Raw genomic sequence first — 18,927 nt, forward strand, 5'->3', positions numbered from 1 at the left:
TCTTTTTTGCGTTTTTCGTTTGATCGCTTTTTTTTTGTCCAAATTGAACGATCTTTAACTATCTATTGTCTATTAACATTGCTAATGTTCCGTAAGACACATCGAGAACAACAATAATAAATAACTATCAGGGTGCGCCAAAATGGTTAAATTTACTCCAGCGCTCGTTCTTTTGGCTTCTTTCATGTTGCCAATTAGTGCGCAAGCTGACACTGAAGTTACGAGTACCACTACTACAGAGATTAATAATCCATACGTATTAACCGAACAAAACAAACGTTTGGTAAATACCTATTTGCGGATGTTTCGTTATTACACCAAACGAAATTTTTCCGTAACGCGAACCGTTCGAGTGCTTATGAGTAATTATCCCGAGCACGTCGAAGCTATTATGATCGCCGCACTTGAACGCTATCCGGAAAATTATCCATATATCATCAAAGCTGCCATAGACGTTGAACCAGCATTCACGCGTGACATTATGGCTGTCGCCATGCATTTAGAAGTGGCTCCGGCAACCGAACTCGTCAAAATCGCAGTCGAAGCTGAGCCAGCCTACGCTGACCAGATTGTTGTTGATGCAAGTAAGTCAAATCCTAACGATGTTGAAGCAATTGTACGCATTGCCGTGAGTATCGAACCTGAAATGGCCCCTAGCATCATGCAGTCAGCTGGGAGTTCACAGCCTGATAAAGTTGAAGGCATCGTTCACGCAACATTAAGTGTATTACCTTCTATGGGTGACTATTTAATGTCTTCGCTTAACGACTTGATTGATTTAATCCGAGGTAATAGCGCAAATGAGATGAGTGACGACCAGCGAGAAACACTTTCAGTACTCCGCGGTGCACACCGCGCTGGCATGTCTTATGCGGATCTCCAACGAGTCGCAAAGAACCACGGGATATCTGATGCACAACTCACGGCTGCATTAAACCAATAATCTATCTCCCATAAAAAAGCCGCTCGATTGAGCGGCTTTTTTGTGTCTCGTATTTGAGACTTACTCTTCTACTGCAACTTCTTCAGCTTCAGTAGCTTCAACTTCTGGACGGTCAACTAGCTCAACATATGCCATTGGCGCGTTGTCACCGGCGCGGAAGCCACACTTCATGATGCGAGTGTAACCACCTGGACGCTCTTGATAACGTGGGCCAAGTTCGTTGAACAATTTACCAACCACTTCGTTGTCACGAGTGCGAGCAAATGCCAAACGGCGGTTTGCTACGCTATCTTGCTTCGCCAAAGTGATAAGCGGTTCGATAACACGACGAAGTTCTTTGGCTTTAGGAAGTGTCGTTTTGATCACTTCGTGACGCACAAGTGAGCTTGCCATGTTGCTGAACATCGCTTTGCGATGGCTGCTGTTGCGGTTGAGTTGACGACCACTCTTACGATGGCGCATACCTATACCCTTCTCAGTAATTCTCTGTAAAAGATGGCTTAGTCGCGATCAACAAGACTTGCAGGCGGCCAGTTCTCTAGGCGCATGCCTAGTGACAAACCACGTGATGCAAGTACGTCTTTGATCTCGGTCAGCGATTTCTTACCTAGGTTAGGAGTCTTCAACAACTCAACCTCGGTGCGCTGTACTAAGTCACCAATGTACTGAATAGCTTCTGCTTTCAAACAGTTCGCAGAACGCACAGTTAATTCCAAATCATCTACCGGACGGAGCAGAATCGGATCGAATTCTGGTTTTTCTTCTTTCTCTTCTGGCTCGCTCATGTCACGCAGCTCTACGAAGGCTTCAAGTTGTTCAGCCAAAATAGTAGCAGCACGGCGAATGGCTTCTTCAGGATCTAAAGTGCCGTTCGTTTCCATGTCGATAACCAATTTGTCCAAGTCAGTACGCTGCTCAACACGCGCCGAATCGACGTTGTAAGCAATACGCTCAACTGGACTGAAAGAAGCGTCAACAAGTAGAAGACCGATTGGACGCTCTTCATCGTCAGCAGACTGACGTGCCGAAGCTGGAACGTAACCACGACCACGCTCAACCTTAATCGACATTTCGATTTCGGTGTCACCTGTAAGCGTACAGATGAGGTGATCAGGGTTAAGAATGTTGACATCACCGTCATGAGTGATGTCGCCAGCCTTGACAGGGCCCGCTCCAGATTTTTTCAAGGTCAGCATCGCTGCATCTTTACCCTCGAGGGTAACCGCTAGACCTTTGAGGTTTAGCAAGATTTCGATGACATCTTCCTGAACACCCTCTTTCGCACTGTATTCATGCTGTACGCCCTCAATTTTAACTTCAGTCACTGCCACTCCAGGCATTGATGAAAGTAAAATACGACGTAATGCATTGCCCAGCGTGTGACCGAAGCCACGCTCAAGAGGCTCCAACGTCACCTTTGCGTGAGTCGGGCTGATTTGTTCAATGTCCACTAGCCTTGGTTTAAGGAATTCGGTAACAGAACCCTGCATTGTGTCCTCTCTTTATGCTTAAGCTTTACTTAGAGTAAAGCTCTACGATCAACTGTTCGTTAATTTCAGCAGACAAATCTGAACGCTCTGGAAGACGCTTGAACTGTCCTTCCAATTTGTTCGCGTCTACTTCTAACCACACTGGTTTTTCGCGTTGCTCCGCGAGTTCCAATGCAGCGGCGATGCGCGCCTGCTTTTTCGCTTTTTCGCGAACGGACACAACATCTTCCGGACGAACTTTGAACGACGGAATGTTGACTACTTGGCCATTCACCACCACAGCTTTGTGGCTCACCAACTGGCGTGCTTCTGCACGAGTTGAAGCGAAGCCCATGCGGTAGACCACGTTATCTAAACGTTGCTCAAGCAATTGCAGCAGGTTCTCACCAGTGTTGCCCTTAATACGGGCAGCTTCTTTGTAGTAGTTACGGAATTGCTTTTCTAGTACGCCGTAGATACGACGAACTTTTTGCTTTTCACGTAACTGCAAACCGTAATCAGACAAACGGCCACGACGTGCACCGTGCTGACCCGGAGCGCTTTCGAGTTTACATTTCGTATCGATAGCGCGTACGCCGCTTTTCAGGAACAAATCTGTTCCTTCACGACGACTCAGTTTGAGTTTTGGACCCAAATATCTAGCCATGTTCTTTCTCCAACTATCGTTTGGCGCCTATTAAACGCGACGTTTCTTAGGCGGACGACATCCGTTGTGAGGAATAGGCGTCACATCAGTAATATTAGTGATGCGATAACCTACAGCGTTCAACGCACGAATCGATGATTCGCGACCAGGACCTGGGCCCTTTACGAACACTTCTAGGTTTTTCAAACCGTATTCCTTCGCCATTTCACCCGCGCGCTCAGCAGCAACCTGTGCAGCGAATGGTGTAGATTTACGTGAACCACGGAAACCCGAACCACCTGCAGTTGCCCATGCTAACGCGTTACCTTGACGGTCAGTGATGGTCACAATGGTGTTATTGAAAGACGCATGGATGTGAGCCATGCCGTCAGCGACTTGCTTTTTAACGCGCTTACGAGTACGAGTTGGTTGTTTAGCCATTGCTCAACTCCTTACTTCTTAATTGGTTTACGCGGACCTTTACGGGTGCGCGCATTAGTTTTAGTGCGCTGTCCACGTAGAGGCAAGCCACGACGATGACGAAGGCCACGGAAACAACCGAGGTCCATCAAGCGTTTGATATTCATAGATACTTCACGACGTAAATCGCCTTCAACGACGAATTTACCTACAGCTTCACGAAGTACATCCAGTTTTTCTTCTGACAAGTCGCCGATTTTTGTATCTTCCGCAATACCAGTTGCAGCAAGGATCTGCTGTGAACGGGTACGGCCGATACCGTAAATCGCAGTCAAGGCAATGACTGCATGCTTATTGTCAGGAACGTTAATGCCAGCGATACGGGCCACTAACACGTCTCCTTTAGTTTATGGGTGACCGGATTTGAAAAGCCCGTTAGGATACTCAACCGGTCGCCAGATTGCAAACATATCAAAGCCGCAGCCAAGAATATTTTCGTGGCTGCGGACTTCTTCTTCGAATTAACCTTGCCGTTGCTTGTGCTTAGGGTCACTGCAAATTACGCGCACAACGCCGTTGCGCTTGATAACTTTACAGTTACGGCAGATTTTCTTCACGGAAGCACGAACTTTCATTGCTACACTCCGTAATTATCCAACCTTAACGGCCGAAGCCTTTTAGGTTAGCTTTTTTCAGGACCGAGTCATATTGATGTGACATCAGATGAGTCTGGACCTGCGCCATAAAATCCATGATAACCACGACGATAATCAGCAGCGATGTGCCGCCAAAGTAGAACTGAACGTTCCACGCAATCATCATGAACTCAGGAACCAAACAGACAAAGGTAATGTACAGCGCGCCTGCAAGCGTCAACCGGGTCATTACTTTATCGATATAACGAGAGGTCTGTTCACCTGGACGAATGCCAGGAATAAACGCTCCCGACTTCTTCAAGTTATCTGCCGTCTCACGCGGGTTGAAAACCAACGCGGTATAGAAGAAACAGAAGAAGATAATTGCCGCCGCATACAGCATCACGTACAAAGGCTGACCTGGTGACAGAGTCAACGACAGCTCTTGTAAGAAGTTTGCTACCACGCCTTCGCCCTGGCCGAACCAAGTAGCGATAGTGCTTGGGAACAAAATAATGCTCGATGCAAAAATCGGCGGAATAACGCCTGCCATATTAACCTTCAATGGCAAGTGTGTGCTTTGCGCGGCAAAAACCTTACGGCCTTGCTGACGTTTCGCGTAGTTTACCACAATCCGGCGCTGTCCGCGCTCGACAAACACAACGAAATAAGTCACGGCAAAAACAATTACACCGATCAGCAACAATAACAATAAATGTAAATCACCTTGACGTGCTTGCTCAGCCGTTTGCCCAATGGCAGACGGTAGGCCCGCAACAATACCGGTGAAAATAAGAATAGAGATACCGTTACCAATCCCACGCTCAGTAATTTGCTCACCTAACCACATCAAGAACATGGTACCAGTAACCAAACTCACCACAGCGGTGAAGTAGAAACCAAAACTTGGGTCAATGACCAATCCTGGCATCAGACTTGGCAAGCCAGTAGCTATACCAATTGATTGGAATGTTGCGAGTACTAATGTACCCCAACGCGTGTATTGACTAATCTTGCGTCGACCCGCCTCACCTTCTTTCTTAAGCTCAGCCAAACGTGGGTGTACCACAGAGGCTAACTGCATAATAATCGAAGCAGTGATGTACGGCATGATACCCAATGCGAATACCGATGCACGTTCAAGTGCACCACCGCTGAACATGTTAAACATGGCAACGATGGTGTCTCTTTGCTGATCGAACAATTGAGCCAAAACAGCGGCATCAATACCAGGAATAGGCACAAAGGAGCCCGCACGGAACACGATCAACGCGCCGAGTACAAACAGCAGACGTCGTTTTAGTTCCGAGGTGCCGCCTTGAGCTCTGTTAGATTCCAATCCTGGTTTAGCCATTTGCTCTATCCTTCGATTTTGCCGCCAGCAGCTTCGATAGCTTCGCGGGCGCCTTTGGTGACCTTAATGCCTTGAACTGTCACGGCACGATTGATTTCGCCAGACTTAATTACTTTAACGAACAAAATGTCGTTACGAATCAAGCCAGCTTCTTTCAAGCTTGCTAGGGTAACAGTATCACCAGCAACTTTCGCTACTTCCGCTAAGTTTACTTCAGCAGTCACGAATGACTTACGTGAAGTAAAACCAAACTTCGGCAAGCGACGTTGAATTGGCATTTGGCCGCCTTCGAAACCTGGCTTGACGCTGCCGCCTGAACGCGACTTCTGGCCTTTGTGACCACGTCCACCAGTTTTTCCTAAGCCTGAGCCAATACCACGTCCGAGACGCTTCTTGCTGGTTTTAGCACCAGGTGCAGGGGAGATTGAGTTCAAGAACATCGTATTAGTCCTCCACCTTTACCATGTAATAGACTTGGTTCACCATGCCGCGGACGGCTGGAGTATTTTCCAGCTCGACCGTGTGACCAATGCGGCGTAGACCAAGACCACGCAGTGTAGCTTTGTGTTTCGGTAAACGACCGATCGAGCTACGCGTCTGTGTTACTTTAATTGTCTTATTCGCCATTGTTCACTACCCCATGATCTCATCAACGTTCAATCCACGTTTTGCAGCTACCTGTTCAGGTGACTTCATACCGTGAAGTGCCTTGATAGTGGCACGAACGACGTTGATTGGGTTGGTTGAACCATATGCTTTTGACAGCACGTTGTGCACGCCGGCAACTTCCAATACTGCACGCATCGCACCACCGGCGATGATACCAGTACCTTCAGAAGCTGGTTGCATGAATACCTGTGAACCTGAGTGACGACCCTTTACAGGGTGTTGCAAGGTGTCGCCTTTGAGTTGCACGGTTACCATATTGCGACGCGCTTTTTCCATTGCTTTTTGAATAGCAGCTGGAACTTCACGTGCTTTACCATAACCGAAACCAACGCGGCCTTGACCATCACCAACCACAGTAAGTGCAGTGAAGCTAAAGATACGACCACCTTTAACTACTTTTGCAACTCGATTTACTGTGATCAACTTTTCTTGCAGGTCACTTTGTTGAGCTTCTACATTTGCATTTGCCATGTTCGTCTCCTAGAACTGAAGTCCAGCTTCACGAGCTGCTTCAGCCAAAGCTGCAACGCGTCCGTGATAGCGGAAACCACTGCGATCGAAAGCGACTTCTTTAACGCCTTTTTCGATTGCTCGTTCAGCGATCAGCTTTCCAACTGTTTTAGCTGCGTCAATGTTACCGGTTGCTTTAACCGCTTCTTTGACAGCTTTTTCAACAGTTGATGCTGAAGCCAGTACTTCAGAACCGTTCGATGCAATTAGCTGGGCGTAAATATGCCGTGGTGTACGGTGAACGACCAGGCGGTTTGCACCCAACTCTTGCATTTTCTTACGAGGGCGCGTTGCGCGACGTAAGCGAGCTGATTTCTTGTCCATAGTCTTACCTTACTTCTTCTTGGCTTCTTTACGGCGCACTTGCTCATCGGCATAACGTACACCTTTACCTTTATAAGGTTCTGGTTTGCGGTATGCGCGAATATTAGCGGCAACTTGACCCACTAATTGCTTGTCGACACCTTTAACGACTACTTCAGTTTGTGCTGGGACTTCGATAGTGATTCCTTGCGGAATATCGAACTCGACAGGATGAGAGAAGCCGAGAGTTAGGTTGAGCTTGCTACCGGCAGTATTTGCACGATAACCAACACCAACTAACTGCAGCTTGCGCTCATAACCTTGCGCAACACCAACCACCATGTTCTGTAGCAACGCGCGCGCTGTACCTGCTTGAGCTGTTGCATTAGCAACGCCTTCACGCGGTATAGTGCGTAGTTCATTGTCTTCTTTGACAACTTCTACTGCATCGTTAACTACACGGCTCAATGAGCCTTTGGCACCTTTGATTGTTACTTCCTGGCCATTCAGCGTAACTTCAACGCCAGCAGGAATGGCAATCGGTGCTTTAGCAACACGTGACATATCCTAACTCCTCGTTACGCTACATAACCAATGACTTCACCGCCAAGACCCGCTTTGCGAGCGGCACGGTCGGTCATCAGGCCTTTAGAAGTTGAAACTACTGCGACCCCTAAACCACCCATAACTTTAGGTAGTTCATTGCGTTTCTTATAGATACGCAGACCAGGACGACTTACGCGTTCAATTGATTCGATTACAGGCTTACCTTCAAAGTATTTCAACGTTACTTCTAGTTCTGCTTTTACTTCACCAGAAACGCTAAAATCCGCGATGTAACCTTCTTCTTTCAGAACTTGGGCAATAGCCACTTTCTGTTTAGAAGCAGGCATGCGCACGGCAACTTTGTTAGCACCCTGAGCGTTGCGGATGCGAGTGAACATATCCGCAATTGGATCTTGCATGCTCATATTTGCTTTCTCCCGTGACTCGTGGCTTACCAGCTAGCTTTTTTCAAGCCAGGAATTTCACCGCGCATAGCTTTCTCACGCACTTTGATTCGGCTCATACCGAATTTACGTAAGAAACCGTGAGGGCGGCCTGTAACGCGGCAGCGGTTACGCTGACGAGTTGGGCTTGAATCACGTGGGAGACTTTGCAATTTCAGCACGGCTTCCCAACGCTCTTCATCCGAAGTATTCGGATCGCTGATCACAGCTTTTAAAGCGATGCGTTTCTCTGCGTATTTAGCAGCAAGCTTTTGACGCTTGAGCTCACGCATTTTCATTGACTCTTTTGCCATAACTCTACACCTTACTTCTTGAACGGGAAGTTAAAGGCAGCGAGTAAAGCGCGAGCTTCCTCGTCGGTGCCTGCAGTTGTGGTGATTGTGATATCCAAACCACGTACCCGATCTACTTTATCGAAGTCGATTTCTGGGAAAATGATTTGCTCACGCACGCCCATACTATAGTTTCCACGTCCGTCGAATGATTTAGGGTTCAAACCACGGAAGTCACGAACACGCGGGATTGCAATCGTAATTAAACGTTGCAAGAAGTCCCACATGCGCTCGCCACGCAGAGTCACTTTACAGCCAATTGGGTAGCCTTCACGGATTTTGAAGCCAGCGACAGATTTACGAGCAACGGTTTTCACTGGTTGTTGACCTGAAATTGCTTCCATGTCAGCCAATGCGTTCTCGAGAATCTTTTTGTCAGCCAGAGCTTCACCAACACCCATGTTAAGGGTGATTTTTTCAATCCGAGGGACTTGCATGACGCTCTTGTAGCCGAACTGTTTGTGCAGTTCAGGAACTACTGATTCTTTGTAAAAATCATGCAGTTTCGCCATCGTAAAACTCCAAATAAATAATTAAATGATTGCGTCGTTCGATTTGAAGAAGCGAACTTTTTTGCCATCTTCAAATTTGAAACCAACACGATCTGCTTTACCAGTCTCTGGGTTATAAATCGCAACGTTAGAAACGTCGATTGAAGCTTCTTGCTCAATCACACCGCCAGCAACGCCAAGAGCCGGGTTCGGCTTCTGGTGTTTCTTAACGATGTTTACGCCTTCAACGTAAACTCGATTCTTAGCGGTGTCGACTTTCAGCACTTTACCGCGCTTGCCTTTGTCTTTACCTGCCAGGACTACTACTTCGTCATCACGTTTAATTTTTGCCGCCATAACTGACTCCTTACAGTACTTCTGGTGCCAGAGATACAATCTTCATGAACTGTTCTGAGCGCAATTCACGAGTCACTGGACCAAAGATACGAGTGCCAATTGGCTGTTTGTTGTTGTTTAACAGTACAGCCGCGTTGCGGTCAAAACGGATGACTGACCCGTCTTGACGACGGACGCCTTTTCTGGTGCGAACGACCACCGCATTCACAACATCACCTTTCTTCACTTTTCCGCGAGGAATCGCTTCTTTAACAGAAACTTTGATGATATCGCCAATGTTTGCGTAACGGCGGTGCGAGCCACCCAGAACCTTAATACATTGTACGCTGCGAGCGCCCGAGTTATCGGCCACGTCCAGTGTAGTTTGCATTTGGATCATTGCAGTGCTCCGCTTAAGTAAATTACAGACCCTCTCGGGTCGCTTAACCGCACTTTTATTCGTCTGCCTTTCAACATGAAATTTAGAGAATAAAAGACTTCCCCTTATAAAAAGGGCGGCGAATTGTAACAGATAAAATTTGCAGATGATAGTGCTATGGCTGAATTAATTAGAGGATTTTTCTAGCTCAGCGAGGAATGTGAAGTATGGCCAAGCGAACAGGTGAACATACTAACAAAATGAGTCCTGATTCACTATCGTTTTTTTTAAAATAGCCCTACTTATTTATGAGTTCAGAAACCCTCCATCGTCAGTTCAACAACGGTTTTGCTGCGACCGATTAAGTTGGCAAGCAACTGATCGAAGTGGTAAATTCAATGCTATTAATGAAGATTGATCAGCCTTTCTGAAGAGGATAACGAGATTCAATGCAGCTAGCAGCGATCGTATTTGTACCCTTTATAGGCGCCCTATTGCCACTACTTTTGGCACAGCGCTCACGCTTACAGATCACCTTGGCTACCGCTGCTGTTGCGGTATTGAGTTTGGTATTGTTGCTGGTCAGCGGGTCCGGCACGCTAGCTGGAAATATCCCGAGTTACACTCACGAATGGCTCCCCGCGCTTGGTTTAGCTATTAGCTTTAGGCTTGATGGCTTAGCACTGTTATTCGCAGGTTTGATTCTGGGCATTGGTGTCCTTGTCATTCTCTACGCACATTATTATCTGAGCAGCAAAGACAGTGCGGGTAGATTCTTTGCATTCCTGCTGCTGTTCATGGGGTCGATGCTCGGTATCGTTACCGCTGACAACCTGATTTTGATGTGGTTCTTCTGGGAGTTGACGAGTATTTCGTCATTCCTCTTGATTGGCTATTGGTTCCATCAGAGTAATGCTCGGCGCGGTGCGCGCATGGCACTTGCGATTACGGGAGCAGGCGGTTTAGCGCTATTGGCTGGTATCCTTTTACTCGGACAAATGGCCGGTAGTTATCAGCTAGAGGCGGTTTTTGCCGCTGCTGATGTAATTCGTCAGCATGATCTTTATTTGCCAACGCTCATCTTGATTTTGCTCGGCGCATTCACTAAATCGGCGCAATTCCCATTCCAGTTCTGGTTACCCCATGCCATGGCGGCACCCACTCCAGTCAGCGCGTATTTGCACTCGGCAACCATGGTGAAAGCGGGCATTTTTCTCATGGCGCGTCTGTTACCGGTATTAGGAGGTACGCCTGAATGGCACATTATCGTGACTTTAACCGGTCTTGCCACCTTGCTCTTCGGTGCCTATTTCGCCCTGTTAAAAACTGATCTAAAAGGCTTACTTGCCTTTTCAACCATTAGCCACCTTGGTTTAATCACCATGTTGCTGGGTCTCGGTACCGCTGGAGCAGTTGTTGCAGCGTTATTCCACATTATCAATCACGCGACCTTTAAAGCTGGGCTTTTTATGATCGCAGGCATTGTCGATCATGAAACGGGTAGCCGTGATATGCGTAAGTTGAGTGGCTTACGCAAATGGATGCCGTTTACAACCATACTTGCCATCATCACATCAGCTGCGATGGCTGGCATTCCACTCTTTAACGGCTTCCTATCGAAAGAGATGTTTTTTGCCGAAGCTGTCGAGCAGCACTTCTTCGGTGGTTTATCATGGTTTATTCCGGTCCTTGCGACCTTGGGTGCGATGTTGTCTGTCGCCTATTCGGTGCGTTTCGTGCACGACGTATTCTTCCAAGAGCCGGCGCAGGACCTACCGAAAAAGCCGCATGAGCCGCCACTAATGATGCGCGCTCCGGTCATTATTTTTGCCGCTTTATGTGTCATTATTGGGGTTGCCCCGATGCTCTCCGTCGAGACGATATTGACGCCGGCCGTAGCTGCGGTGACCCAGGCCGTTCCTGACTATAAAATTTCTCTTTGGCACGGCTTCAATCTGCCATTATTAATGAGCGCGCTGGCTGTATTAGGCGGTATCGCTATCTATATCGCACGCTCAGAACTACTGACTTTCAGTCGCCAATTTGACGCCCGCGACGCGAAAGATGTCTTCGCCAGTATTGTCAGCCGCACCACGCGCTTTTGCGATGAATCGATGCAACGTATTGAAAACGGTTCATTGCAACGCTACATGGCTTTTTTACTTGTGTTCGTGCTGATTCTGGTGATCCCTGAACTTGCACAAATGGAGCAATTAACGGGCAGTAGAGAACAGCTTCCCATCGACGCCGTGAGTCTAATTGGTGCGATTGTGTTGATGCTCGCCGCCTTCGCTACGGCAATGCTGCATCGTCAACGACTAACCTCGTTGATGATGCTATCGGTGGTCGGCCTCGTCGTTTCACTTAGCTTTGTGCATTTCTCCGCACCCGATCTAGCGATGACCCAGTTAGTGGTAGAAGTGGTAAGTATTATTCTGATGATTCTCGCACTGTTCTTTATGCCGCAGCGCATTCCAAGGGCTTCAAGTGGCCGGCGCATCGCCCGCGACGTATTGTTAGCCGGAACCATTGGCGGCATCGTCGGCACGCTTAATTACGCGTTGCTGACCCGTCCGCTCGAGAGTATTTCAGACTTCTTCTTAGCCAACTCGGTGCCCGGCGGTGGTGGAACCAATGTTGTCAACGTGATCCTCGTCGATTTCCGTGGCTTTGATACGCTCGGTGAAATAACCGTTTTGGCTATTGCCGCTGCGGGCATTCACAAACTATTGAACAATTTACGACCCTTTATGCCTTCAAGTGATGTCGACGGCCGACCATGGCATAGGGTCAAACACCCACTACTTGTACAAACCGTAGCGCAGGCTATGTTGCCATTGGCTTTAATGGTTTCGGTTTACATCTTCCTACGCGGACACAACCTACCGGGCGGCGGCTTTATTGCTGGCTTAGTAACCGCTGCAGCGATGATTCTGCAGTACATCGCTAACGGTGTTGATTGGGTGAAGGGGCGTTTCAACTATAACTATCAAACACTGACGTCGGTGGGTGTGATGATTGCGCTGTTTACCGGGGTCGGCAGTTGGTTCTTTGACCATAACTTCCTGACTTCAAGCTTTACCTATGTCACTTGGCCGCTGGTAGGCAAATTCGAGCTCGCCACTGCAATTCTGTTCGACTTAGGTGTTTACCTGACCGTCATCGGTGCGACATTAATGATTCTTGCAAACTTTGGACAAATGACGACCCGTCATCGTCCACGCCAAGAGGGGTACTAACATGGAAACGCTTTACTCAATCACGGTCGGTACACTGACAGCTTGTAGTGTCTTTCTGATTCTCCGGGGTCGGTCGTTTCCTATCGTTATCGGCTTAACCATGTTGTCATACGCAGTGAATTTGTTTCTATTTTCGACTGGGCGCCTCGTCATTGACCAGTTGCCAATAGTAGGTGTCAGTGAGACCAGCACTGACCCACTGCCTCAAGCACTGGTGCTTACGGCCATTGTCATCGGTTTTGCGATGACCGCCTATTCCATCATTCTTGCAGTACGTGTGAGGGGTGAAATTGGCTCGGATGAAGTCAATGACTACAACTTCGCTGAACAGGAAGGACAGCGTTAATGTTTGCAAAACACCTCATCATTTTACCGTTACTCGTACCAATGCTGGCAGCCCTGCTGCAGTTGCTGCCATGGGGTGAACGAGCCCAGCAACATCGCCGCACCATTGGCATCGTCGCCGCAACACTCAATCTTGGTCTGGCATTATGGTTATTTGCGGTGGCCCAAGACGAAATCATTGTTTACGCGCTTGGCAGTTGGCAAGCGCCCTTTGGTATTGTCTTGGTCGCAGACAAACTTGCCACGCTTATGGTCCTGTTAACTGCAGTGTTGGCGTTACCTGTGCTGGTTTTTGCCTGTCATGGCGAAGACAGCTTGGGGTCTCATTTTCAAGCGCTCTATCAATTTCAGATTCTCGGCATCATGGGCGCATTCTTGACCGGCGACCTGTTTAACCTGTTTGTATTCTTCGAAGTGTTGCTGATTTCTAGTTATGCCTTGTTGATGCATGGTGGTGGTAAAACTAAGTTGCGCGCAACCTTACACTACGTTGTGCTCAACCTTACCGGCTCTGCAATATTTCTGATTAGCCTTGGCGTTCTCTACGGTATTACGGGTACGCTCAACATGGCCGATATGGCGGGCAAAGTCGCAGCGTTAACTGGTGATGAGGCGGTGATCGCGCGCGCTGGTGGCCTGTTATTATTTATCGTTTTTGCTCTCAAAGCAGCCTTGTTACCACTCTACTTTTGGCTACCGCAAGCCTATGCGAGTACCACCGGCACAGTTGCTGCGTTGTTTGCAATTATGACTAAGGTCGGTATCTACGCAATTATTCGCGTTTACACAATGATCTTCGGGCCTGATGCCGGGGTTGCCGCACAGCTGGGGCAAGATTGGTTATGGTGGCTCGGCCTGGCAACCATTTTGATGGGTGCGTTAGGCATTCTCGGCAGTCGTGATTTGCGCTTAGTGATTGCTTACCTAGTGCTAGTTTCTGTAGGGACCATGTTAACCACCTTGAGTATGGGTCACAGTGATGCCATCAGCGCTCTGCTATTCTACTTGGTACACAGTACGTTGGTTACCGCAGCGCTTTTCTTGTTAGCTGACCTGATTGCAGAGCAGCGGGGCAAAACCGCTTCACGTATCGTCAAAGGTCGTCGTATGGCGCAGCACAACTTATTAGCAGCGATGTTTTTTGTTGCCGCACTAACCGTCATCGGCATACCGCCATTGTCTGGTTTTGTGAGTAAGTTGTTTATCCTTGAGGCCGCACGAACCGGCGCACAAGTCGCGTTTTTGTGGCCGCTTATCCTCGGTGCAACTTTCTTGATGATGATCGCTTTATCTCGTGCGGGTAGCCGTATGTTCTGGCATACCTTAGATGGCAAGGCAAACGATGTCTCCCACCCGCGCTGGCAACACGGCTCAACCGTAGCACTTTTGGTAGGAGCTGTGGCATTGACGGTTTTTGCAAATGACGTTTCCGCTTATATGGAAGCCACGGCAACACAACTCACCACGCCTACTGAGTATATTTCAGCGGTTCTTGGCAACGGAGGCACCGATGAGTAGATTTTTACCCGCTCCATGGTGGAGCTTGTTTCTACTAACCTTTTGGCTGTTGCTGCAAAATAGCGTATCGTTTGGGGCGGTGCTAATGGGCAGTATTCTTGCCGTACTGATACCGCTTTACACGCATCGCGCGCGCGATTATCCGATTAAGGTTCACAAACCACTCGTAGCACTACAATACGGTGGCATTTTACTTGTTGATATTATCCTTTCTAATTTCAATATCGCTGCCATCATTCTGCGCCCACGCAAGCAAATACAGCCGGCGCTGATAGAGTATCCGCTCGATATTAGTGGTGCAGTGCCCGTTACTATTCTCGCCAGTACCATCAGTCTGACGCCGGGAACCATTACTGCTGAGCTCGGTAAAGATGGACGAAGTCTGTTGATACACGCACTCAATGTGGCGGATCCAGAAGCTGCGATACAAGAAATCAAGCAGCGCTATGAACGCCGTCTGCAGGAGATTTTTCAATGTTAGTTTTTGCATTGCAGTTCGCTTTTGCGCTATTTGGCTTGTCCTTGCTCATGAATATGGTTCGACTCATTCGCGGGCCTAGTCTTGCTGACCGCATACTGACGCTGGACACTATTTACATTAACTCGTTGGCATTGCTGATTCTGCTTGGCATTTGGCATAGCACGGCTTTTTATTTTGAAGCGGCTCTGCTCATTGCAATGCTTGGCTTTATTGGCACCGTAGCAGCGGCGAAGTTTCTATTACGCGGCGACATCATCGAGTAAGGAGCAGCTATGAACGAACTTCCACAATGGGCTGAATGGCTGATTTCATTTTTCATCATACTGGGTGCCTGTTTTGCTTTCATAGGATCACTCGGTTTATTACGCTTACCTGATTTTATGACGCGGCTGCACGCTCCTACCAAAAACACGACCTTAGGTGTTGGGGGGGTGATTCTTGGATCAATTCTATTTTTCTCGGTAACCGATGCGCTAAGTCTGCATGAGCTACTCATTGCAATCTTTCTATTTTTGACTGCGCCGATTAGTGCTCACTTATTGGCCAAGGCAGGTCTCCACCTTGAACTAAAGCGTATCGAATCAACTCGAGATCTGCGTAAGAAGCCCGAACAATATAGCGATCGTGACGATTAATTCCGGCAAATTCCAGCGGCACTCAAGCAAGCTTTCAATGCTTGGTTGAACGCCGCTAACTCACTTAGTTTTGCCACTAAATTGAGTTCGCCAAGCAATGCCCGATCACTTTTCAAAGTGCCTGCGAATAAGTTTTCTAATTGAGTAGCTTGGCTATTTATAAGATCCAATTGCAAGTCGCCATTTAAAACCTCAGCTACAACTCGTTGCGCATTAAGAATTTGGTTGCCAGTCATATCGAGCTCGGTAAAAAATGTTTTCGCTTGGTGCGAGTACATTCGAGGCTGCAAGGCCTTACTGAAATCCCATTGATCAACGTGCAAATTTTCAATCGCTAGCTTGTCATATCTACGAGTCGCATAGGGTTCTAGCATCGCTAGCTGTGCATCTAACTGATTCGTCTCTGGAAACTCAAAGAACAAGGTGTAATTCGCCATAGAACGTATACTGCTACTTGTTCTTAAATTATCGTCTGCAACACTAAGTGATAAATCGTAAATGTTAAGCAAATAAGTGAAGTTTAAGGGTTGTTGGCCAGTTTCAGCAATGTAATTAAGTGCCGCTTGTTGCCAAAAATAGATCAGCTTGGCTTGTTTTTCGAGCAAGCTACTTTGCTGATCTGTCGGCGGTCGCTGTAACTCAGTCCACACCAGTATTGAACTCAGCATCAACACTACGATTATTGGCAACATAAAGCCCCGACAATGTTGTTTTGACTTATTCATTGAGAATCACCTCGCGATGAATATTTTGTAGACGCATCAATGCTTGTAGCAACTCGTCATATCGACCGTGAAGCTCTGTCGGTTGCCGTTCGCTCAGGTGACTGCGACCGCTAAGTAGAATTTCAGTAGCCAAACGAATGTGGGTAGCAGCGCTATTGAGCCATGCTGCTGCATCGTCGGGATTGAGCAAGCGACACTTGTTAAACTTCTGCTCAGCAGCCTGATATTCGTGCAGGCGAAAATGAATGGCTCCTATGTAGCAGCTTGCCTGTCGATCTGCTTGATTGTTGTCAATCGCTTGCAAAAGCCCCATGGCTAGATGGAAATCACCTTTTTCATAGGCTTGCATGGCCAACATTCTTTGCTGTTCGGCATCAGCTAAGCGCGGTGCTGGCGATTGCATGGTCGTTGTTTTACAGCCAAACAGCAGTGTACAAAAGAACACAGGAAGTAATTTAATTAGCAAACTCATAAGCCTCTTCCTTTTCTTCAAAACACAGCTGACGCCCGAGCCAATGCTCAATCGGAAACGGTAGCCCTGCCTCACATTCGATCAGTGAACTGGCTGCCCGTAGCGTCAAAATGCGGCCTGGCTGAATGTTACGATGCACAGCAACGAGCCGTAATTGGGCATCTAGCCCCACCACATCAAGTGCAAACCGCATGCCCCAACTATGAATAGCGTTACAGTGCGGAAACCAAAGTGCCTGCCCACGCGGCAACCCAGCGCTCGTCAGTAGCCCCACGAGGCGCTGGGGAAAGCTCGTTAATACCTTTACTTCTGGCCAGATGCATTGCTGCTCTGGAATTAACAACATACGTCCCTGTTGCATAAAGAAAGTCCTAAGTTGCTACGATAAATCCCAAGAAAATGGGGCCCAATATTAATAAGAAAGTTACGGGGAAAAAGCAGGTCACCAACGGTAGCAGCAATTTAATGCTCATCTCTTGCGCTCGCTTTTCAGCTTGCAGTTGCTGTTCCGTTCTGATGCGTTGTGCTTGCAACTGCAACGTCTCTGCCAGCGAGGCGCCAGTTAATTGTGATTGCGCAACCGCCGCTACAAATACCTTTATTTCAGGTGCAGGAATGCGCTGCGCCAGTTCCTCCAAACTCACCAAGGTAGTGATACCGATGTTCAACTGTTGTTGCATGATTTGCAGTTGCCGTAGCGCCAGCGAATGTGTCTTGAGTTCGCTGATAGCATGCAACGCTGCGCGCCAAGATAATCCGGCCTGTAACAGCATTGCCAACAGGTCGAGAACCGCTGGCCAGTTACTCACAACTCGCCGAATGTCGCGCTTATGCAATTGCCGTAAACGTGCATAGCGCAGCACTGGTAAGGTCGCCAAGCCCACCCCCCAGAGCGGAGGCAACGGCAACGCTAAAACAATTAAATAAAAGCAAAAATAGCCGAAACCACCGACTAAAAGCTGACTTGGAGTTTGCTGTAACCAGGGGCTGCGTCCCCATTCATAAAGCACCCGTTGCATTCGAAGGGGAAGATGCTGACACATCCACAGTGCCACATTATTCGCCTGTGCTACGAACCACGGTAACAAAGGTCGCAAGCACCAAGCGCCGAAGAGCAAGGCAGCAGCTGTAAGTACCGCGAGATAGTTATCGAAAGTCATGATTGAAACTTCCAAGAATACGACGCGTGATAAGAAAACCAAGCACCAGCATGGTAAACGCTACCAGCAGCAGTAATTGGCCTGCTTGTGTGTACAACAGCAGCTCAGTACTACTGGGCTGTACCACGTTTATCGCCATAAACAACAGCACCGGTAACAACATCATGATTTTGCCTTGCAATCTAGCTTGCGCAGATAAACTCAACATCCGTTCGCGGGCGTAATGTTGTTGTTGCAGGGCATCGGCCATGCGAGCAAGCATTGCGCCTTGTTGGCCGCCATGACGATGGCTGGTGATGAGCGCGAAAACAAAGAATTCAACAAATTGCGACGGGGCTCGTTGGTAAAACAAAGCTAGCGCTTGAGCAAGAGAGTCACCGGCGCGTTGCCGTTGAATCAGCACATGAAACTCACTAGCTAGCGGACGCGGTAACTGCTCAGCACTAATGGTAAGCGCTGGCAACAAACTCAGTCCCGCTTGCAAGCCGCCGACAAGAAGACGCATACCATCGGGCAATTGTTGGTGAATGAGTGCCAGCCGACGATTCACTAGCATGGTGCGAACCAGTGGCAAGCAAGCCAGGAAAATAGCCCCACTGACGAACGCCCAAGCAAGCTGTTGAGTCAGGATGAGTACCAGTAACGCAATTGCTGCAGCCGCGACCGCAGCCGCAATATAAAAATGTTTAGCTGGCATAAAAATAAGTAGGCTTTTGAATGAGCGTTCGGTTTCATCAACCACTAAATGCTTGGTATGGGAATACAGTCGGCCTAGCCCCCAACGCAATAATAGGCCATTCGCGATTACGGTTGCTACGCCAACCAATGAAAGTAGGAAAAGATCGAGCTGCATAT

General features: G+C 48.1%; 29 protein-coding genes. 7 read left to right on the forward strand and 22 right to left on the reverse strand.

Annotated elements, in window-relative coordinates; translation table 11 throughout:
• Window positions 1-142: 142 nt before the first annotated feature.
• Window positions 143-943: a hypothetical protein gene (locus IDAT_RS12040; protein WP_034734062.1), complete on the forward strand. Its 801-nt coding sequence runs from the start codon at window positions 143-145 to the stop codon at window positions 941-943.
• A 60-nt stretch (window positions 944-1,003) separates the two neighbouring features.
• On the opposite strand, the gene rplQ is transcribed toward IDAT_RS12040, so the two are convergent.
• From rplQ to rplN, 17 genes are all read right to left on the reverse strand, one after another.
• Window positions 1,004-1,405, reverse strand: coding sequence for a 50S ribosomal protein L17 (rplQ, locus tag IDAT_RS12045; RefSeq protein WP_034734064.1), 402 nt, complete (start codon window positions 1,403-1,405; stop codon window positions 1,004-1,006).
• Between the two features lie 38 nt (window positions 1,406-1,443).
• On the reverse strand, window positions 1,444-2,433 hold the full coding sequence (locus tag IDAT_RS12050; RefSeq protein WP_034734066.1) for a DNA-directed RNA polymerase subunit alpha: 990 nt from the start codon (window positions 2,431-2,433) through the stop codon (window positions 1,444-1,446).
• Window positions 2,434-2,458: 25 nt separating this feature from the next.
• Complete coding sequence (gene rpsD / locus IDAT_RS12055; protein ID WP_034734068.1) at window positions 2,459-3,079, reverse strand: 30S ribosomal protein S4; 621 nt, start codon at window positions 3,077-3,079, stop codon at window positions 2,459-2,461.
• A 30-nt stretch (window positions 3,080-3,109) separates the two neighbouring features.
• Window positions 3,110-3,499: a 30S ribosomal protein S11 gene (rpsK, locus tag IDAT_RS12060; protein ID WP_034734070.1), complete on the reverse strand. Its 390-nt coding sequence runs from the start codon at window positions 3,497-3,499 to the stop codon at window positions 3,110-3,112.
• Between the two features lie 11 nt (window positions 3,500-3,510).
• The gene (rpsM, locus tag IDAT_RS12065; protein ID WP_034734073.1) at window positions 3,511-3,867 is read right to left on the reverse strand and encodes a 30S ribosomal protein S13; all 357 of its coding nucleotides are present in this window, start codon (window positions 3,865-3,867) and stop codon (window positions 3,511-3,513) included.
• A 132-nt stretch (window positions 3,868-3,999) separates the two neighbouring features.
• Window positions 4,000-4,113 carry a 50S ribosomal protein L36 gene (rpmJ, locus tag IDAT_RS13220; protein WP_055439830.1) on the reverse strand — a complete coding sequence of 38 codons (114 nt, stop codon included), beginning with the start codon at window positions 4,111-4,113 and terminating at the stop codon, window positions 4,000-4,002.
• Between the two features lie 25 nt (window positions 4,114-4,138).
• Window positions 4,139-5,467, reverse strand: a complete 1,329-nt coding sequence (gene secY / locus IDAT_RS12070; RefSeq protein ID WP_034734075.1) for a preprotein translocase subunit SecY — start codon at window positions 5,465-5,467, stop codon at window positions 4,139-4,141.
• A 5-nt stretch (window positions 5,468-5,472) separates the two neighbouring features.
• A complete protein-coding gene (gene rplO / locus IDAT_RS12075) occupies window positions 5,473-5,907 on the reverse strand; it encodes a 50S ribosomal protein L15 (protein WP_034734077.1) in 435 nt (144 codons plus the stop codon).
• Window positions 5,908-5,911: 4 nt separating this feature from the next.
• On the reverse strand, window positions 5,912-6,094 hold the full coding sequence (gene rpmD, locus IDAT_RS12080) for a 50S ribosomal protein L30 (protein WP_034734078.1): 183 nt from the start codon (window positions 6,092-6,094) through the stop codon (window positions 5,912-5,914).
• Window positions 6,095-6,100: 6 nt separating this feature from the next.
• The gene (gene rpsE / locus IDAT_RS12085; protein WP_034734080.1) at window positions 6,101-6,607 is read right to left on the reverse strand and encodes a 30S ribosomal protein S5; all 507 of its coding nucleotides are present in this window, start codon (window positions 6,605-6,607) and stop codon (window positions 6,101-6,103) included.
• A gap of 9 nt (window positions 6,608-6,616) precedes the next feature.
• Entirely contained in the window at window positions 6,617-6,970 is a 354-nt protein-coding gene (gene rplR, locus IDAT_RS12090) for a 50S ribosomal protein L18 (RefSeq protein ID WP_034734082.1), read from the reverse strand.
• Window positions 6,971-6,979: 9 nt separating this feature from the next.
• Window positions 6,980-7,513 carry a 50S ribosomal protein L6 gene (rplF, locus tag IDAT_RS12095; protein WP_034734084.1) on the reverse strand — a complete coding sequence of 178 codons (534 nt, stop codon included), beginning with the start codon at window positions 7,511-7,513 and terminating at the stop codon, window positions 6,980-6,982.
• Window positions 7,514-7,527: 14 nt separating this feature from the next.
• The gene (gene rpsH, locus IDAT_RS12100; protein WP_034734085.1) at window positions 7,528-7,920 is read right to left on the reverse strand and encodes a 30S ribosomal protein S8; all 393 of its coding nucleotides are present in this window, start codon (window positions 7,918-7,920) and stop codon (window positions 7,528-7,530) included.
• Window positions 7,921-7,946: 26 nt separating this feature from the next.
• Window positions 7,947-8,252 (reverse strand): 30S ribosomal protein S14, encoded by a 306-nt coding sequence (gene rpsN, locus IDAT_RS12105; RefSeq protein WP_034734087.1) that lies wholly within the window; start codon window positions 8,250-8,252, stop codon window positions 7,947-7,949.
• An 11-nt stretch (window positions 8,253-8,263) separates the two neighbouring features.
• On the reverse strand, window positions 8,264-8,803 hold the full coding sequence (rplE, locus tag IDAT_RS12110) for a 50S ribosomal protein L5 (protein WP_034734089.1): 540 nt from the start codon (window positions 8,801-8,803) through the stop codon (window positions 8,264-8,266).
• Window positions 8,804-8,824: 21 nt separating this feature from the next.
• Window positions 8,825-9,139: a 50S ribosomal protein L24 gene (gene rplX, locus IDAT_RS12115; protein WP_034734091.1), complete on the reverse strand. Its 315-nt coding sequence runs from the start codon at window positions 9,137-9,139 to the stop codon at window positions 8,825-8,827.
• Window positions 9,140-9,149: 10 nt separating this feature from the next.
• Window positions 9,150-9,518 carry a 50S ribosomal protein L14 gene (gene rplN / locus IDAT_RS12120; protein ID WP_034734094.1) on the reverse strand — a complete coding sequence of 123 codons (369 nt, stop codon included), beginning with the start codon at window positions 9,516-9,518 and terminating at the stop codon, window positions 9,150-9,152.
• 428 nt (window positions 9,519-9,946) lie between these two features.
• Between rplN and IDAT_RS12125 the strand changes: the two genes are divergently transcribed.
• From IDAT_RS12125 to IDAT_RS12150, 6 genes are read left to right on the forward strand one after another with little or no spacing between them, the layout of a single operon-like run.
• Window positions 9,947-12,736, forward strand: coding sequence for a monovalent cation/H+ antiporter subunit A (locus IDAT_RS12125; RefSeq protein ID WP_034734095.1), 2,790 nt, complete (start codon window positions 9,947-9,949; stop codon window positions 12,734-12,736).
• Window position 12,737: 1 nt separating this feature from the next.
• Entirely contained in the window at window positions 12,738-13,082 is a 345-nt protein-coding gene (locus IDAT_RS12130) for a Na+/H+ antiporter subunit C (RefSeq protein WP_034734097.1), read from the forward strand.
• Entirely contained in the window at window positions 13,082-14,599 is a 1,518-nt protein-coding gene (locus IDAT_RS12135) for a monovalent cation/H+ antiporter subunit D (protein WP_034734098.1), read from the forward strand. The genes IDAT_RS12130 and IDAT_RS12135 overlap by 1 nt, the downstream gene beginning before the upstream one ends.
• Entirely contained in the window at window positions 14,592-15,080 is a 489-nt protein-coding gene (locus IDAT_RS12140) for a Na+/H+ antiporter subunit E (RefSeq protein WP_034734100.1), read from the forward strand. Before IDAT_RS12135 ends, IDAT_RS12140 begins: the two co-directional genes overlap by 8 nt.
• Window positions 15,074-15,343, forward strand: a complete 270-nt coding sequence (locus IDAT_RS12145) for a K+/H+ antiporter subunit F (RefSeq protein ID WP_034734101.1) — start codon at window positions 15,074-15,076, stop codon at window positions 15,341-15,343. The genes IDAT_RS12140 and IDAT_RS12145 overlap by 7 nt, the downstream gene beginning before the upstream one ends.
• Before the next feature lie 9 nt (window positions 15,344-15,352).
• Window positions 15,353-15,715, forward strand: a complete 363-nt coding sequence (locus IDAT_RS12150) for a Na+/H+ antiporter subunit G (protein ID WP_034734103.1) — start codon at window positions 15,353-15,355, stop codon at window positions 15,713-15,715.
• Here IDAT_RS12150 and IDAT_RS12155 read toward each other — a convergent pair.
• The 5 genes from IDAT_RS12155 to IDAT_RS12175 are packed head-to-tail and all read right to left on the reverse strand — an operon-like array spanning window position 15,712 to window position 18,925.
• Complete coding sequence (locus tag IDAT_RS12155) at window positions 15,712-16,440, reverse strand: hypothetical protein (RefSeq protein ID WP_034734105.1); 729 nt, start codon at window positions 16,438-16,440, stop codon at window positions 15,712-15,714. The two genes, IDAT_RS12150 and IDAT_RS12155, sit on opposite strands and share 4 nt — an antisense overlap.
• A complete protein-coding gene (locus IDAT_RS12160; protein ID WP_034734107.1) occupies window positions 16,433-16,912 on the reverse strand; it encodes a tetratricopeptide repeat protein in 480 nt (159 codons plus the stop codon). The genes IDAT_RS12155 and IDAT_RS12160 overlap by 8 nt, the downstream gene beginning before the upstream one ends.
• Window positions 16,896-17,273 (reverse strand): DUF192 domain-containing protein, encoded by a 378-nt coding sequence (locus IDAT_RS13065; protein WP_051986811.1) that lies wholly within the window; start codon window positions 17,271-17,273, stop codon window positions 16,896-16,898. Before IDAT_RS13065 ends, IDAT_RS12160 begins: the two co-directional genes overlap by 17 nt.
• Before the next feature lie 10 nt (window positions 17,274-17,283).
• On the reverse strand, window positions 17,284-18,072 hold the full coding sequence (locus tag IDAT_RS12170) for a type II secretion system F family protein (protein WP_034734108.1): 789 nt from the start codon (window positions 18,070-18,072) through the stop codon (window positions 17,284-17,286).
• On the reverse strand, window positions 18,059-18,925 hold the full coding sequence (locus IDAT_RS12175) for a type II secretion system F family protein (RefSeq protein WP_034734110.1): 867 nt from the start codon (window positions 18,923-18,925) through the stop codon (window positions 18,059-18,061). Before IDAT_RS12175 ends, IDAT_RS12170 begins: the two co-directional genes overlap by 14 nt.
• Window positions 18,926-18,927: the final 2 nt, after the last annotated feature.

Source organism: Pseudidiomarina atlantica (assembly GCF_000753735.1).
Lineage (GTDB): Bacteria > Pseudomonadota > Gammaproteobacteria > Enterobacterales > Alteromonadaceae > Pseudidiomarina > Pseudidiomarina atlantica.